This window comes from Streptomyces diacarni, assembly GCF_003323715.1.
Taxonomy (GTDB): domain Bacteria; phylum Actinomycetota; class Actinomycetes; order Streptomycetales; family Streptomycetaceae; genus Streptomyces; species Streptomyces diacarni.
The window spans coordinates 123,141-139,421 of the sequence record NZ_QOIN01000034.1 but is presented as its reverse complement, the minus strand read 5'-3'; the positions used below and the strand labels follow the sequence as shown (position 1 = coordinate 139,421).

General features: G+C 72.1%; 11 protein-coding genes. 3 read left to right on the top strand and 8 right to left on the bottom strand.

Translation table 11 applies throughout. The annotated features are described in order from the left end of the window. Positions 1–7 precede the first annotated feature (7 nt). The 5 genes from DTL70_RS07315 to DTL70_RS07295 form a co-directional block, all read right to left on the bottom strand. The gene (locus DTL70_RS07315) at positions 8–1,027 is read right to left on the bottom strand and encodes a LacI family DNA-binding transcriptional regulator (protein ID WP_114021107.1); all 1,020 of its coding nucleotides are present in this window, start codon (positions 1,025–1,027) and stop codon (positions 8–10) included. Continuing rightward, the gene (locus DTL70_RS07310; protein WP_114021033.1) at positions 1,024–2,670 is read right to left on the bottom strand and encodes a glycoside hydrolase family 13 protein; all 1,647 of its coding nucleotides are present in this window, start codon (positions 2,668–2,670) and stop codon (positions 1,024–1,026) included. Before DTL70_RS07310 ends, DTL70_RS07315 begins: the two co-directional genes overlap by 4 nt. A gap of 116 nt (positions 2,671–2,786) precedes the next feature. After that, on the bottom strand, positions 2,787–3,731 hold the full coding sequence (locus DTL70_RS07305) for a sugar ABC transporter permease (protein WP_181860822.1): 945 nt from the start codon (positions 3,729–3,731) through the stop codon (positions 2,787–2,789). Positions 3,732–3,733: 2 nt separating this feature from the next. Then, complete coding sequence (locus DTL70_RS07300) at positions 3,734–4,660, bottom strand: carbohydrate ABC transporter permease (RefSeq protein ID WP_114021032.1); 927 nt, start codon at positions 4,658–4,660, stop codon at positions 3,734–3,736. A gap of 58 nt (positions 4,661–4,718) precedes the next feature. Beyond that, positions 4,719–5,990, bottom strand: coding sequence for an extracellular solute-binding protein (locus tag DTL70_RS07295; RefSeq protein ID WP_114021031.1), 1,272 nt, complete (start codon positions 5,988–5,990; stop codon positions 4,719–4,721). A 243-nt stretch (positions 5,991–6,233) separates the two neighbouring features. Between DTL70_RS07295 and DTL70_RS07290 the strand changes: the two genes are divergently transcribed. The 3 genes from DTL70_RS07290 (at position 6,234) to DTL70_RS07280 (ending at position 9,979) form a co-directional block, all read left to right on the top strand. Further along, positions 6,234–7,973 (top strand): glycoside hydrolase family 13 protein, encoded by a 1,740-nt coding sequence (locus DTL70_RS07290; protein WP_114021030.1) that lies wholly within the window; start codon positions 6,234–6,236, stop codon positions 7,971–7,973. A gap of 25 nt (positions 7,974–7,998) precedes the next feature. Further along, positions 7,999–9,009 carry a LacI family DNA-binding transcriptional regulator gene (locus DTL70_RS07285; RefSeq protein WP_114021029.1) on the top strand — a complete coding sequence of 337 codons (1,011 nt, stop codon included), beginning with the start codon at positions 7,999–8,001 and terminating at the stop codon, positions 9,007–9,009. Between the two features lie 103 nt (positions 9,010–9,112). Next, positions 9,113–9,979, top strand: a complete 867-nt coding sequence (locus tag DTL70_RS07280; protein WP_114021028.1) for a phosphatase PAP2 family protein — start codon at positions 9,113–9,115, stop codon at positions 9,977–9,979. Positions 9,980–10,180: 201 nt separating this feature from the next. Here the strand turns inward: DTL70_RS07280 and DTL70_RS07275 are convergent, their stop codons facing one another. From DTL70_RS07275 to DTL70_RS07265, 3 genes are all read right to left on the bottom strand, one after another. Next, the gene (locus DTL70_RS07275) at positions 10,181–13,192 is read right to left on the bottom strand and encodes a bifunctional [glutamine synthetase] adenylyltransferase/[glutamine synthetase]-adenylyl-L-tyrosine phosphorylase (RefSeq protein WP_114021027.1); all 3,012 of its coding nucleotides are present in this window, start codon (positions 13,190–13,192) and stop codon (positions 10,181–10,183) included. A gap of 274 nt (positions 13,193–13,466) precedes the next feature. Then, a complete protein-coding gene (gene glnA / locus DTL70_RS07270) occupies positions 13,467–14,828 on the bottom strand; it encodes a type I glutamate--ammonia ligase (protein WP_114018578.1) in 1,362 nt (453 codons plus the stop codon). A 204-nt stretch (positions 14,829–15,032) separates the two neighbouring features. Beyond that, a complete protein-coding gene (locus DTL70_RS07265; RefSeq protein ID WP_114021026.1) occupies positions 15,033–16,262 on the bottom strand; it encodes a M20 family metallopeptidase in 1,230 nt (409 codons plus the stop codon). Positions 16,263–16,281: the final 19 nt, after the last annotated feature.

Sequence of the window (16,281 nt, the reverse complement as noted above, 5' to 3'; positions counted from 1 at the left end):
CCGCCCGTCAGGGGGGCGGCGCCTGCGCCGTGGAGCCGCGGACGACGAGTTCCGGCTGGAAGACGAACTCCGTGTCGGCCATCGGGCTTCCGCCCATCGGCTCCAGCAGGGCGCCCACGGCGGCGTCGGCCATCGCGCGGACCGGCTGGCGGACGGTGGTCAGTGGCGGGTCGGTGAATGCGTTCAGCTCCGAGTCGTCGTAGCCGACCACCGACACCTCGTCCGGTACGGCCGCGCCCCTTTCCCGCGCTGCCCGTACCGCGCCGAGTGCCATCAGGTCGCTGCCGCACACCAATCCCGTACACCCTTCTTCCAGCAGCGCCCCGGCGGCGGCGTGTCCGCCCTCGACCGTGAAGAGGCTGTGCCGGATCGCCGGGGTGATGTCCCCGGGGGCCTCGGCCACCGCCCGCCGGAACCCCTCCACTTTGCGGCGGGTGGGCACGAACCTGTCGGGGCCGACGGCGAGCCCGATGCGCCGGTGCCCCAACTGGCGCAGGTGGTTGACGGCCAGGGCGGCGGCCACGCGGTCGTCGGGGGAGACGAAGGGCGCGCTGACGTCGGCGTTGTAGCCGTTGATCAGGACGAACGGCACGCCCCGTGCGGCCAGTCGTGTGTAGCGTGCGGGGTCCGCGGTCAGGTCGGCGTGCAGTCCGGAGAGGAAGATGATGCCGGACACGTCGCGCTCGACGAGCTGGCCGACCAGTTCGTCCTCGGTCGCGCCGCCCAGCATCCGGGTGCCCAGCACCGGCGTGTACCCGTAGCCCGACAGGCACTGCTCGATGACCTGGGCGAACGCGGGGAAGATCGGGTTGGTCAACTCGGGGATGACCAGCCCGACCAGGCCCGCGCTGCGCTGCCGCACCCGGGCGGGGCGCTCGTAGCCGAGGAGGTCGACCGCGGCCAGCACCCGCTGCCGGGTGGCGGCCGCCACGCCCGGTCTGCCGTTGAGCACGCGGCTGGCCGTCGCCTCGCTGACCTCGGCCTGCGCTGCGATGTCGGCGAGGCGCGCGGTCAGGGCCGTGCTCATCCGCGGGCCCACCAGGCGGTGGTGTCCCCCGGCAGCACGGTTACGCCCGGTGCCGCGCCGGTGTCCAGGCCGCCGCTGGCCAGCAGCAGCTCGCCGGTCGGCAGGTCGAGCCGTACGGGGTCGGGGGTGGTGTTGGCCGCGCACACGAACGCGCCGCGCCGGAACGCCAGCACCCCCTCGGGCGCGGGCAGCCACTCCAGGGGGTGGCCGTCGCCCAGTTCGGGCCGCTCGCGGCGCAGCCGCAGCGCGGTGCGGTAGAGCTCCAGCGTGGAGTCGGGGTCGCCGGTCTGGGCGGCGACCGACAGCGCGCCCCAGCCGGCCGGCTGGGGCAGCCAGCTTCCGCCGCTGCCGAACCCGTAGGAGCTGCCCGCCGCCGCGTTCTCCTCCTCGTCCCAGGGCAGCGGCACGCGGCACCCGTCGCGCAGCCCGTCCTGTCCGTTGGCGCGGAAGAAGGAGGGGTCCTGGCGTGCCGCGTCGGGCAGTTCTCTCACCTCGGGCAGCCCGAGTTCCTCGCCTTGGTAGACGTAGGCGGAGCCGGGCAGCGCGAGCATCAGCAGCGAGGCGGCACGGGCGCGCGCGTGCCCGCCGCCGAGCCGGGTGCGGTGGCGTACGACGTCGTGGTTGGACAGGACCCAGGTGGCGGGGGCGCCGACCGCGCCGAGCGAGGTGAGGGAGGCGTCGATGACGGTGCGCAGCGCCTCGGCGTCCCATCCCGTGCCCAGGTAGTGGAAGTTGAACGCCTGGTGGAGTTCGTCCTCGCGTACGTACAGCGCGGTGCGCTCGGCGGTGGGCGTCCACGCCTCGGCCACTCCGACGCGCTCTCCCGGGTACTCGTCGAGCACGGTCCGCCAAGAGCGGTAGATCTCGTGGACCCCGTCCTGGTCGAAGAACGGCAGCTCGGCGGTGCCCAGGAGCCGCAGTTGTCCGCTGCTGCCCATGTCGGGCAGTCCGGCGGCCTTGACGAGTCCGTGCGCCACGTCGATGCGGAACCCGTCGACGCCCTTGTCCAGCCAGAAGCGCAGTACGGAGCGGAACTCGTCGTGGACGGCCGGGTTCTCCCAGTTGAAGTCGGGCTGTTCGGGGGCGAACAGGTGCAGGTACCACTGGCCCGGCTCGCCCGGTACGGGGCTCCAGGCGGGCCCGCCGAAGACGGACTCCCAGTCGTTCGGGGGCTGGTGGCCTCCCGGCCCCTTGCCGGGGGCGAAGTGGTAGCGGCGGCGGGCTGCCGGGTCTCCGGCGAGGGCCCGCCTGAACCACTCGTGCCGGTCGGAGGAGTGGTTGGGGACGACGTCGATGATGACGCGCAGCCCGAGTGCGTGGGCCTCCTCGATGAGGGCCTCGGCGTCGCGCAGGGTGCCGAACATCGGGTCGATGGAGCGGTAGTCGGCGACGTCGTAGCCCGCGTCGGCCTGCGGGGATGCGTAGAAGGGGCTCAGCCACACGGCGTCGACGCCCAGTCTCGCCAGGTGGGGCAGGCGCTCGCGGGCGCCCACCAGGTCGCCCATGCCGTCGCCGTCGCCGTCGGCGAAGGAGCGCGGGTAGATCTGGTAGATCACCGCGTCCCGCCACCACCGGGAGGCGGCGGGCGCCCTTTCGGCCCGTGCTGCCGTCTGGAGCGCGGGCGCGTTGCTGTGCTGGTCCATCACGTCCCAATCGTTGCCCCGCCACCGCGGGGAGAAGGAGGGGACCGGGCGGGTGCCGGGAGGGCGCCGGCGGCCGGCCGGGTCGGGAGAGCGGGGTGGCGCCGGGCCGGCGCGGACTAGGCCTTCGTCGCTCCTGCGGTCAGTCCGGAGACCAGGTGGCGCTGTGCGAAGCCGAAGACGAGGCCGGCCGGGACGGCGACGATCACGGCTGCCGCCGTCATGGAGCCCCAGTCCGTGCCGTAGCGGTTGACGAAGTTCTGCAGACCGCCCGCCAGCGTCTGGTTCTCCTCGCCCGTCATGAACGCCGTCGCGTAGGCGACCTCGGCCCAGGCCGTGACGAAGGAGTAGAAGCCGGTGACGGCGATGCCCGGCTTGGCCAGCGGCAGGATCAGCCGCCAGAAGGTGCCGAAGGGGTTGAGCCCGTCCACCCGCCCGGACTCGTCGATGTCGACGGGGATCGTGTCGAAGAACCCCTTCATCATCCACGCGCAGAAGGGCACGGCCACCGTGAGATACGTGATGATCAGGCCGGCGGGCTGGTTGAGCAGGCCCAGGTTGGCCAGGGTGTTGTACAGCGGCACGATGAGGACCGCCATCGGGAACATCTGCGTGATGAGCAGGATCCACATCAGCGGGCGCATGCCGGGGAAGCGGAACCGGCTGAGGGCGTAGCCGGTGGTCGCCGCGATGAACACGCCGATGACGGTGGTGCCGGCGACCACGATCAGTGAGTTGCCGAACCAGGACAGGAAGTGGGTGTCGGCGACGACGTGCCGGTAGTTGCCGAGGGTGAAGTCCTTGACCAGGGCGGTGGTGAACGACTCGCTCTTCGGCTTGAACGAGGTGACCAGCAGCCACAGCGGGGGAAACAGCGCGCAGACCGTGCCGATCAGCAGCCCGGCATGCAGACCTATGGAGGCCGCCGGTGTCCTCGTCCGGCGACGCGGCCCGCCACCGCGCGGGCCGGCCGTGCGCGGGCTCGCGTCGCGCGGGCTGCCGCCCTCCGGCTTCTCGGTGCGTGCCGTGGCGGTGCGTGCCGTGGCGGTTCGTGACGTCGTCATCGTCACCACGCCTCCCCTTGGCGGCGCAGTGCCCGCCGATAGACGACCGTGAACAGCGAGAGCAGCAGCAGGATGAGCACGCCCCAGGCGGCCGAGGTGGCGAAGTCGCGGGGGCTGTTCACGAAGGACAGCCGGAAGGCGTAGGTCACCAGGATCTCCGTCGAGTCCCCGGGGCCGCCCTTGGTGAGCAGGTAGATCACCGGGAACATGTTGAACGTCCAGATGGTGCTGAGCAGGACCACCGTGCTGCTGACCGCGCGCACCCCCGGCAGCGTGATGTTGCGGAACCGCTGCCAGGGCCCGGCGCCGTCCATCTCGGCCGCCTCGTACAGCTCGCCGGGTATCGCCTGGAGCGCCCCCAGCATCGCCACGATCATGAACGGCACGCCCAGCCACACGTTGACCGCGACCACCGACAGCTTCGCCCAGGTCGGGTCACCGAGCCACGGGACCGCGTCGATCCCGCCGCCCTCCAGCACCTTGTTCAGCAGCCCGTTCTTCTCGTTGAACAGCATCTTCCAGGCGAAGACGGAGACGAACGCGGGAATGCCCCACGGCACGATCATCGCCACCCGGTAGAAGGTGCGGCCCTTCACGCGCCGGTTCAGCATGTTCGCGAGCGTCAGCCCCAGCGCGAAGGTGACGCCGACGCACGCCGCCGTCCACACCGCCGTCCAGCCGAGCCGGTCCCAAAAGACGCTGTCGGACAGGATCGTGCGGTAGTTCTCCAGGCCGATGAAGTCGTAGGTGGCCGGGATGTCGTTCACGCCGATGTGGCGTTCGACGTTGGCCTCGTCGGCGTCGGTGAGGGAGAGGTAGACACCGCGGGTGAGGGGGTAGCCGATGATCAGCCCGATGACCAGGATCACCGGGGCCACCATGGCCCACGCGTACCAGTGTCTCGCCGACAGGGCGATGATCCGCTTCATGTTCCTTCGCTTCCCTTCTCCGCGGGGCGGCCCGTTTCCGGCCCCCGGGAGTGGCCCCTTACTTGTAGTCCTCCAGGAGCTTGCGGAACTCGTCCCCGACGTCCCGCGCGGCCTTCTGGGGCGACCTGCCACCGGCGAGGACCCCGTCGACGCCGACCCTGATGGGCTCGAACAGCGCGTTGCCCTCGGCGATCCACGGCCGCTGCACCGCCTTGTCGACCGCGGGCCGGAAGAACTCGACCATCTCGTTGCTGCGCACCGCGGGCTTGGCGTACATGGACTTGCGCGTGGGCAGGAGTGACAGCTCCTTCGTGGTGCGGGCCTGCACCTCGGCGCTGCTCATGTACTTGACGAACTCCTGCGAGGCCCGCATGTTCTCGGTGCCGGCGTAGACGGACAGGTTCCAGCCGCCCTGCGGCGAGCCCTGCGCCTTGCTGCCGGCCGGGACGGCCGCCACCCCGAGGTTGTCCTTCTCAGCGCCCTTGAACTCCTTGCCCTGGCGGGCGAGGGCGAGGTCCCAGGGGCCGTCGATGATCATGGCGACCTTGCCGTCCTGGAAGGCCTTCATGCCGTTCTCCTGGCCGTCGCTGGTGTCGGTGACCGCCGCACCGGAGTCGACGAGGTCCTTCATGGTGGCGAAGGCGCGCACACCGGGTTCGTCGTCGACGGTGACCTTCTTGTGCCGGGGGTCGAGGAGGTCGCCGCCCTCGCCGTAGAGGTAGGGCAGGAACCAGTAGGGGTCGTCGCCGCGCAGGTAGAGCGCGGTGGCGCCGGTCTCTTCCTTGATCTTCCCGGCGTTCTTCTTCAGCTGCGCGAAGGAGGTGGGCACCTTCACGCCCGCCTCTTTCAGCAGCCGCTTGTTGTAGAAGAGCCCGAGGGTGTCGGTGACCTGCGGGACGGCGTACGTCTTGCCCTCGAACTTCGTGGAGCCCGCCGCGGTCCCCAGGTAGTCGTCCTCGTCGTGCAGGGCCGGAGTGCCGTCGAGGGGGGCGAGGTAGCCGAGGTTGGCGAAGTCGGCGACCCAGGCGACCTCGGTGCGCATCACGTCGGGGGCGCCGGAGTTGCCGCCTGCGGCGTTCTTGAACTTCTGGTTGGCGTCACCGAAGTTGACGTGCACGTACGTGACGTCCACCTTCGGGTGTTTCTTCTCGAAGTCCTCGGCGATCTTCTTGTAGGTGTCCTTCTCGCCCTCGTTCGAGGTGTCCCAGAAGGTGACGGTCCCTTCGATCGCGCCGCTGGAGGCGTTGCCGCCGTCCGCGTCGCCGCCGCAAGCCGTTGCCGCAAGAGCCAGTCCCGCTATCAGCGCGGTGGCGCCTATGCCACGCCGCATGTCCGATCCCTCCGCCAGGTGAGAGCGCGCACCGTGAGCGGCGCTCGGCTGCGGAGGAACGTAACAGCGGCGCCACGCGATTGAAAGACCTTGCGGCAAATTTCTGCAAAGGCACCGGTGGGCCTGCCGCGCGTACCCGCGGACCACGTAACTCCGGGCACCCGTCCGCGTTGTGACCCTTGACACCGGCTCGCCACACTTCGCCCCCGCCCCGGCCCCGGTCGCACCCGAAGGGGAAGACTCGTGCCCCAGCACGCCACCAACCGGCACACCGGCCCGCAGCACACCCGCTCCCAGCACACCCGCTCCCAGCACACCGGCTCCCAGCACACCGGCTCCCAGCACGCCGCCGACGCGGGTCCCGCGCACGCGGACCACGCCCACACCCGCCCGCGCGGCTGGTGGCGCGACGCCGTCATCTACCAGGTCTACGTCCGCTCGTTCGCCGACAGCGACGGCGACGGGGTCGGTGACCTGCCGGGCGTACGGCAGCGGTTGCCGCACCTGGCCGGGCTCGGCGTGGACGCGCTGTGGCTGACCCCGTTCTACGCCTCGCCGCAGATCGACGGCGGCTACGACGTGGCCGACTACCGCGCCGTCGACCCGCGCTTCGGCTCCCTGGACGACGCCAGGCAACTGGTGTCGGAGGCCCACACGCTCGGGCTGCGCGTCCTGTTGGACCTCGTGCCCAACCACACCTCCGACGCGCACCCGTGGTTCAGGCGGGCACTCGCGGGCGACGCGGGGGCGCGGGCCTGCTACCACTTCGTACGCGGCAGGGGCACGGCAGGCCAGGAGCCCCCGAACGACTGGGAGTCCCTGTTCGGCGGCCCCGCGTGGAGCCCGGTGCCGGGCGAGGAGGGGCTGTGGTACCTGCATCTGTTCTCCGCCCACCAGCCCGACCTCGACTGGCGCGCACCGCGCGTCCACGAGGAGTTCGACTCCGTGCTGCGGTTCTGGCTCGACATGGGGGTGGACGGATTCCGCATCGACGTGGCGCACGGCATGGTCAAGGCCGAGGGACTGCCCGACGTCGGCGCGGGCGAGCAGGCCCGGATGATCGGCGCCCGGGTGCTGCCGTTCTTCGACCAGGACGGCGTCCACGACATCCACCGGGCCTGGCGCAGGCTGCTGGAGTCCTACGGGCCCGACCGGATCTGCGTCGCCGAGGCGTGGGCGCCCACGGCGGAACGCCTGGCGCGGTACGTGCGCCCCGACGAGTGCCACCAGGCGTTCAACTTCCACTTCCTGCAGGCCGGCTGGGACGCGCAGGAGTTGCGCCGCGTCATCGAGGAGTCCATGGCCGCGGCCACCACCGTCGGCGCCCCCACGACGTGGGTCCTGTCCAACCACGACGTCGTGCGCCACCGCACCCGCCTGGGCTCGCTCGCCAGGGCGCGCGCCGCCGCGCTGCTGATGCTCGCGCTGCCCGGATCCGCCTACCTGTACCAGGGCGAGGAGCTGGGCCTGCCCGAGGTGCGGGACCTGCCCGACGAGGCACGCCGGGACCCCGCCTTCTCCCGCGCCGCCGAGGGCGCCGTCACCGACGGGCAGGAGGGGATGCGGGACGGCTGCCGGGTCCCGATGCCGTGGACGGCCGAAGGCCCCTCGCTGGGCTTCGGCCCGGACGGCGGCTGGCTGCCCCAACCGCAGGACTGGCCGTCGCTGTCCGTCGGGGCGCAGACCGGCGACCCGCTCTCCACCCTGGAGCTGTACCGCACCGCGCTGCGGCTGCGGCGGCTGCTGCCCGGGCTCGGCGACAGCGCGATGGAGTGGCTGACCGCACCGGAAGGTGTGCTCGCCCTCTCCCGTCCCGGACTGGTGTGCGTCCTGAGCACCCGCGACGAGGCGGTGGAGGCGGCCGCGCCCGGCGAGCTGCTGCTGTGCTCGGCGCCCGGGGAGTCGCGGGAGTCCATGGAGGCCGGGGCGGGCGCCGGGCGGCTGCGGATCCCGGCGAATTCCTGCACGTGGTGGGCAGCGTGAGGCACTGCCGGTAAGGTCCAGTCCTGTGACCGCACGGCTAGCTGACATCGCAGCGCAGGCGGGGGTCAGCGAAGCCACGGTCAGCCGGGTCCTCAACGGCAAGCCGGGCGTCGCCGCGGCCACCCGCGAATCCGTCCTGGCCGCGCTCGACGTCCTGGGCTACGAGCGCCCCGTCAAGCTGCGCCGCCGCAGCGAGGGCCTGGTGGGACTGATCACGCCCGAGCTGGAGAACCCGATATTCCCGGCCTTCGCGCAAGTGATCGCGCAGGGCCTCACCAGGCAGGGCTACACGCCCGTGCTCGCCACCCAGACACCCGGCGGCTCCACCGAGGACGAGCTGACGGAGATGCTGGTCGACCGGGGCGTGGCCGGGATCATCTTCGTCTCGGGCCTGCACGCCGACACCACGGCCGACACCGGACGATACGAACGGCTGCACGGCCAGGGCGTCCCCTTCGTCCTGGTCAACGGCTACTCCGCGGGCGTGCGCGCGCCCTTCGTCTCCCCCGACGACCGGGCCGCCATGCGGCTGGCCGTCACCCACCTGGCCTCCCTCGGCCACGAGCGCATCGGCCTCGCGCTCGGACCCGAGCGCTTCGTCCCCGTCCAGCGGAAGATCGAGGGCTTCACCCGGACCCTGCGCGAGCGCTTCGCGACGGACTGCGCGCCACTGATCCAGCACTCCCTCTACACGCTGGAGGGCGGCCAGGCCGCCACGGGCGAGCTGCTGGCGCGCGGGTGCACCGCCGTCGTGTGCGCCAGCGACATGATGGCGCTCGGCGCCATCCGCGCCGCCCGGCAGCGCGGGCTCACCGTTCCCGACGACGTCTCCGTCATCGGGTTCGACGACTCCCCCCTCATCGCCTTCACCGACCCGCCCCTGACGACGATCCGGCAGCCGGTGACCGCGATGGGGCAGGCCGCCGTCCGCACCCTGCTGGAGGAGATCGGCGGCACCCCCGCGCCGCACACCGAGTTCGTCTTCCTGCCTGAGCTGGTGGTACGCGGATCCACCGCGTCCCGCAGGCATCCCTGAGAAGCCTTCCACGCGCGCCTCCCCCGCGGGGTGGAGGCGCGTGGTCCAAGACCCGACCGCAGGATGATCGGCCGGTTCACCCCGTCTGGCAGACTGTCGCTCTATGGGGGTACCGACCACGAGGACCGAAGAAGACACCCGGCACGAGACAGACGAAGCCGCGGCGCAGCACACCCCTGCGCGCTCGGGGACGAGCGAGGACGCCCGCCCCCGCAGAAGCGCCCTGGCCAGGTGGCGCTCCCCCCGGCACCCTCGCCTGTGGTTCGAGATCGCTCTCATCGCGATCAGCTACTGGACGTACTCCCTGATCCGCAACGCCGTCCCGGAGCAGCGTGCCGAAGCGCTGCGGAACGCCGACTGGATCTGGCGCACGGAGCACACCCTCGGGATCGCCGTCGAGGCCTCCGTCAACCACGCCATAGGCGGGGTGACGTGGCTGATCGTCTCGATGAACTACTACTACGCCACGTTGCACTTCGTCGTGACCATCGGCGTGCTGGTGTGGCTCTACCGCGCCCACCCCGGGCGGTACGCGGCCACCCGGCTGGTCCTCTTCGCCACGACGGGGTCCGCGCTGCTCGGCTACTACCTCTTCCCGCTGGCGCCGCCGCGGCTGATGGGCGGCGGGCACTTCATCGACACGGTGAACGTCCACGAGACCTGGGGCTCCATGGCCTCGGGGAACCTGGCGCAGATGTCGAACCAGTACGCCGCCATGCCCTCCATGCACATAGGGTGGTCCGTCTGGTGCGGCATCACGATCGCCATGCTGGCGCGGCCCGTGTGGGTCAAGGTGCTGGGCGCCCTGTATCCGGCGACGACCCTGCTGGTCATCGTGAGCACCGCCAACCACTTCTGGCTCGACGCGGTCGGCGGCCTCCTCTGCCTCGCCCTCGGCTTCGCCCTCTCCTACGCGTGGTACGGCCGCGTCTCCTACCGCCTGCCGAAGTGGGCCACCGCCCCCGCGTGAGCGTGCCCCGGCCCCGCCCTTTCACCGTCTCTGCGGGGAGTGCCGCACAACCCCGGTGACGCTTCGCTCGTCCTCAAGCGCCTGGGGGCACCTCCCGGACGAAGGCTGAGGGAGGGCTGATCCCAGCCCGTCTGGGGGCACCTCCCGGACGAAGGCTGGGGGAGCTTGAGGACCGGGGGTCCGGGGCGGGCCCGGGGGACGTCACTCCGCGTCGTAGAAGAGGCGGTCGACCACCGCGCGGGCGCGGCGCGTGACGCGGCGGTAGTCGTCGAGCATCTCTCCCACGTGGCCGGGCTCGTAGCCGAGGTAACGGCCGACGGCGGCCAGCTCCCGCGACTCGGAGGGGAAGGTGTCGCCCGGCCTCCCGCGCACGAGCATCACCGCGTTGCGCACCCGGGAGGCCAGCACCCACGCCTCGTCGAGCACCTCGGCGTCGTCCGCCCCGATCAGCCCGGCTCCCCGGGCTGCGGCCAGCGCCTCCCGCGTCCGGGGGGTCCGCAGCCCGGGCAGCTCGGCCCCGTGCCGCAACTGCGTCAGCTGCACCGTCCACTCGACGTCGGTGAGCCCGCCGCGCCCCAGCTTGGCGTGGGTCGTCGGGTCGGCGCCGCGCGGCAGCCGCTCGCTCTCCATGCGGGCCTTGAGGCGGCGGATCTCCCGTACGGAGTCGTCACCGAGCCCGCCCGCGGGATAGCGGAGCGGGTCGATCAGCTCCACGAACCGCTGCCCGAGCCCGGTGTCGCCCGCGACGAACTCGGCGCGCAGCAGCGCCTGGCTCTCCCACACCACCGACCAGCGGTCGTAGTAGGCGGCGTACGAACTCAGCGACCTGGCCAGCGCTCCGGACTTGCCCTCGGGCCGCAGATCGGCGTCGATCACCAGCGGCGGATCGGTGCTGGGCAGCTGGAGGAGCCGCCGCATCTCGGTGGCGACCGCGAAGGCCGCCTTGCCCGCCTCGTGCTCGCTGACGCCCTCGCGCGGCTCGTGCACGAACAGGACGTCGGCGTCGGAGCCGTACCCCATCTCGTGGCCGCCGAAGCGGCCGACGCCGATGACGGCGAACCGGGCGGGCAGTTCGTCACCCCACTGCGCGCGTACGGCCGCGCGCAGGGCGCCGGCGAGCGTGGCCGCGTTGAGGTCGGTGAGGGCGTCGCCGACCCGGTCCAACGCCGCGCCCGGCTCCTGCTGGGCCACGCCCTCCGTGCCGTAGGCGCCGATCAGGTCGCCCGCGGCCGTACGGAACAGCTCCCTGCGGCGGACACCGCGCGCCGCCGCGACGGCCGCCTCCGCCCCTTCCGCACGGCCCACCGCGGCCAGCGTCTCGGAGAAGAGCGCTTCCTGTGAGCGGGGCCGCAGCCCGTTCTCGCCGCCCAGCAGGGCGACGGCCTCGGGGGCGCGCAGCAGCAGGTCGGGGGCGAAACGCCCGGCGGACAGTACGCGCGCCAGGTTCTCGGCGGCGGCGCCCTCGTCGCGCAGCAGCCGCAGGTACCACGGCGACTTGCCGAGCGCGTCGGAGACCTTGCGGAAGCCGAGCAGGCCCGCGTCCGGGTCGGCGGAGTCGGCGAACCAGCCCAGCAGCACCGGCAGCAGGGTGCGCTGGATGGCGGCCTTGCGGCTGACGCCCGAGGCCAGCGCCTCCAGGTGGCGCAGTGCCGAGGCCGGGTCCGCGTATCCGAGGGCTTCCATGCGCTGGCGGGCCGCCCGCGCCGACAGTCGCTCTTCGCCGGCCTCCAGCTGGGCGACCGCGTCCAGCAGCGGCCGGTAGAACAGCTTCTCGTGCAGCCGCCGCACCGCCGAGGCGTGCCGCCGCCACGCCTTGTGCAGCTCGGTGACGGGCTCGCTGCGGTAGCCGAGGGAACGGCCCAGCCGCCGCTGGTCCGCCTCGGAGTCGGGCATCAGGTGGGTACGGCGCAGCTGGTAGAGCTGGATGCGGTGCTCCATGGTGCGCAGAAAGCGGTAGGCCGCGTCGAGCGCCGCCGCGTCCTGCCGTCCCACGTAGCCCCCGGCGGCCAGCGCGTCGAGCGCGTCGAGCGTGTTGGGGCTGCGCAGCGTCGTGTCGCTGCGGCCGTGTACCAACTGCAAGAGCTGTACGGCGAACTCCACGTCCCGCAGCCCGCCGGGCCCCAGCTTCAGCTCCCGCTCCACCTGCGCGGCGGGGATGCTGGCGACGACACGGCGGCGCATCTGCTGCACGTCGGTGACGAAGTTCTCCCGCTCGGCCGCCTGCCACACCAGCGGCGTCACCGCGTCCACGTACTCGTAGCCCAACTGCGCGTCGCCCGCCATCGGCCGGGCCTTGAGCAGCGCCTGGAACTCCCACGTCTTCGCCCAGCGCTGGTAGTAGGCCAGATGGCTGCTGAGGGTCCGCACGAGAGGCCCGTTCCTGCCCTCGGGTCGCAGGTTCGCGTCCACCGGCCAGATCGTGCCCTCACCGGTCGTGTCCGAACAGATCCGCATCATGTCCGCCGCGACCCGCGTGGCCGCCCTGAGCGCCTCCGCCTCGTCCTGAACACCGCCCGCACCGCCCGTACCGCACGGCTCCGCCACGAAGATGACGTCCACGTCCGAGACGTAGTTCAGCTCGTTGCCGCCCGCCTTGCCCATGCCGACGACGGCCAGCCGGCAGGCCGCCGCGTCCTCGGGCGCCGCCCCCTGCGCCTGCGCCAGCGCCCTGCGCAACGTGGCCGTGGCCAGGTCGGCGAGTTGCGCGGCGGTGTGCGCCAGATCGTTGGTGCCGCACACGTCACGGGCCGCGATGCCCAGCAGCGCCCTGCGGTACGCGACACGCAGCGTGTCGCGGTCTCCGGCCTGACGCAGCGCCGCCTCGAACTCCTCGATGCCCGGATGCAGGTCGGCGGACTCGTACGTCGCCAGCGCCTGCCAGTCGTGCGGATGGCGCGCCAGGTGATCGGCCAGCGCGTCCGAGGCCCCGAGCACACCGAGGAGCCGGTCGCGCAACGGTTTCGCGGTCAGCAGCGTGCCGAGGAGGACCTGGGGGTCCTCCTCGGCCGCCTCCAGCGCCTCGACGAGCCGGAGCAGCCCCAGCAGCGCCAGATCCGGATCGGCCGTGGCGCCCAGAGCGTCCAGAAAAAGAGCGTCGTCCCGCACGGACGCCAGCGACGGACCCTCCAGCAGCCTCGTGGCAGCGGCGGGGTCCGTGAAGCCGTGCCGCAGCAGGCGCCCGTACGGAGTGGGACGCCGCCCTCCTTGTGTCACGCTCACTCCTTCGTGGCTCTCGCCCTGGGGGCTGCCCCTTCCCTTGGGCGGGCCCCCATGGCCTGTCCTTTGCCATGGGGGCCCGCCCACCCCCGAGGGGTTGTTCTCTGTCTGGGAGGCTCCGCCCCCAGGCCCCCGGGGCCTCGCCGGCCAGGCGTTGGGGCGGCGCTGCCCCCCAACTGCCCCCCGCTACGGGGGCTCCGCCCCCCCCTAGGAGCCCCCGGTCTGGACCTCATCGCGCTCTCTTGAGTGAGAGACCGGCCGGCGGCTGGGTTCACAGAACCGGGAGCGACTTGCGCAGCTCGAACGCGGTGACCTCAGACCGGTACTCCTCCCACTCCTGCTTCTTGTTCCGCAAAAAGAAATCAAACACGTGCTCCCCCAATGTCTGAGCGACCAGCTCACTCCGCTCCATGGCACTGATGGCCTCGCCCAGATTCTGGGGCAGCGGCTCGATCCCCATGGCGCGCCGCTCCGCGTCGGACAGCGCCCACACGTCGTCGTCGGCCCCGGCGGGCAGCTCGTAGTCCTCCTCGATGCCCTTGAGCCCGGCGGCGAGCAGCACCGCGTAGGCGAGGTAGGGGTTGGCTCCGGAGTCCAGCGACCGCATCTCGACGCGGGTGGAGCCCGTCTTGCCGGGCTTGTACATGGGCACGCGCACCAGCGCGGAGCGGTTGTTGTGGCCCCAGCAGATGTAGGAGGGGGACTCCCCGCCCTCGCCCGCCGTCCGGTTCGCCCCGCCCCAGATGCGCTTGTAGGAGTTGACCCACTGGTTGGTGACGGCGGAGATCTCGCCGGCGTGCTTGAGGAGGCCGGCGATGAAGGAGCGGCCGACCTTGGAGAGCTGGTATTCGGCGCCGGACTCGTAGAAGGCGTTGCGGTCGCCTTCGAAGAGGGAGAGGTGGGTGTGCATGCCGGAGCCGGGGTATTCGGAGAACGGCTTGGGCATGAAGGTGGCCTGGACGCCCTGTTCCAGCGCGACCTGCTTCATGACGAGGCGGAAGGTCATGATGTTGTCGGCGGTCGAGAGCGCGTCGGCGTAGCGCAGGTCGATCTCCTGCTGGCCCGGTGCCCCCTCGTGGTGGGAGAACTCGACGGAGATGCCCATGGACTCCAGCATGGTGATGGCCTGGCGGCGGAAGTCCATGCCGACGTTCTGCGGGGTGTGGTCGAAGTATCCGGAGGAGTCGGCGGGGACGGGCCGGGTGCCGTCGACGGGCTTCTCCTTGAGCAGGTAGAACTCGATCTCGGGGTGGGTGTAGAAGGTGAAGCCGAGGTCGGAGGCCTTGGCGAGGGCGCGCTTGAGGACGTAGCGGGGGTCGGCGTAGGAGGGTGAGCCGTCGGGCATCAGGATGTCGCAGAACATCCGGGCGGTCCCGGGGGCCTCGGCGCGCCACGGCAGTATCTGGAAGGTGCCCGGATCGGGCTTGGCGATCATGTCGGATTCGTAGACGCGTGCGAAGCCCTCGATGGCGGAGCCGTCGAAGCCCATCCCCTCGTCGAACGCCTGCTCCAGCTCGGCGGGCGCGACCGCCACCGATTTCAGGAAGCCGAGGACGTCGGTGAACCAGAGCCGGACGAACCGGATGTCCCGCTCCTCCAGCGTGCGGAGCACGAACTCCTGCTGCTTGTCCATCGGCAATCACCCATCCTCGCTGGTCCGGTCAGCCTCCCCGGTCCGTATGGCCGAGGTTGCGTCGGTGACACCTCCTAGCGTCCCGCCGCACAGTTTCCCGCAGGTTGCGCACGTGTTGACGGTGCCCCACGCCCATTGCACCAGACACCGGCGTCCCGGGCCGCCGCCGCGTCACGTCCTGGGCGCCCCTCGCGCAGGCGACGATCAGGCGGCGGGCTCCTGGCGCCACGCGGTGAGCAGCCGGCGGTAGGCGTCGGTCGCCGCGAGGAGCTTGTCCACCGAGCAGGTCTCGTCGGTGGTGTGGGCCTGTTCGGGGTCGCCGGGACCGTGCAGGAGTACCGCAGGTGAGCCGAGCTTTCCGGCGAGCACGGACGCGTCGGTGAAGTAGGTGGCGTAGTCCGCCGCCGGCACCCGCCCGTCGTGACCGCCGTGCCCGTCGGCGCCGGACGCACCTGCTGCCGTGCCGTGCAGCGCGGCGGCGAGCCGTGCGACGAGTGGGGCGGACGGGTCGGTGGCGATGCTGGGCAGGTCGAGGAGACGCTCGATGCGGGTGCCGGGTGCGGCGAGTGCGCCGACCTTCGCGAGCGCGTCCTCGGTGCCGAAGCCGGGGACGGTGCGGATGTCGAGGTCGAGTTCCGCGTGGTCGGGCACGAGGTTGGGCTGCACTCCGGCACGGAAAGCGCCGGGGTTGACGGTGACCGGGCCGTGCGTGGGGCTGACGGGCCAGGCGTCGTGCGTGTGCAGACGGGTCGCGGTGGCGGCGAGCGCCACCAGCGCGTTCTCGCCAAGCTCAGGCCGGGAGCCGTGGGCGCTGCGCCCGTGCGCGGTGAGCCGCAGCCACAAGGCGCCCTTGTGCCCGAGGACGAGCCGGTTGCCGGTGGGTTCGGCCACCAGCAACGCGGGACTGGGCGCCAGGTCCGTCAGGTGCCGCGCCCCGTCGCAGCCGGTCTCCTCACCGAAGGTGAAGACGAGCTGGAGCGCGGCGCCGCGTACCCCGGCGCTCCCGGCCTCCTTCGCTGTTCCGGCCCCGGCCACGTGGTCGAGGGCGGCGCAGACGAGGGCGGCGACCCCGGCCTTCATGTCGCTGCTGCCCCGGCCCCGCAGCCGGTCGCCGTGCACGTGGCCGCTGAGCGGGTCGAAGGACCAGCCGGCGGGGTCGGCGGGCACCGTGTCCAGGTGTCCGGTCAGGGTGAGCGGGGTGCCCGTTCCGTACCGGGCGACGAGGTTGGCCCGGCCGGGCTCCGGTTCGTCGAGGCGCACGGCGAAGCCCGCGTCGTCCAGCAGCGTGGCGAGCAGGGTCGCGGCGGGCTTCTCGTTGCCGCCCCGGGTGTCCAGGGTGATCAGGCGCCGGGCGAGCGCGAGCGGCTCGCGGGGCGGCTCGGCGGTGGGTGCGGCTATGGGCTGGGACGGGTGGGGCGGCCGGGTGTCGGGCATGCGGGGCTCCCTTGTCGGT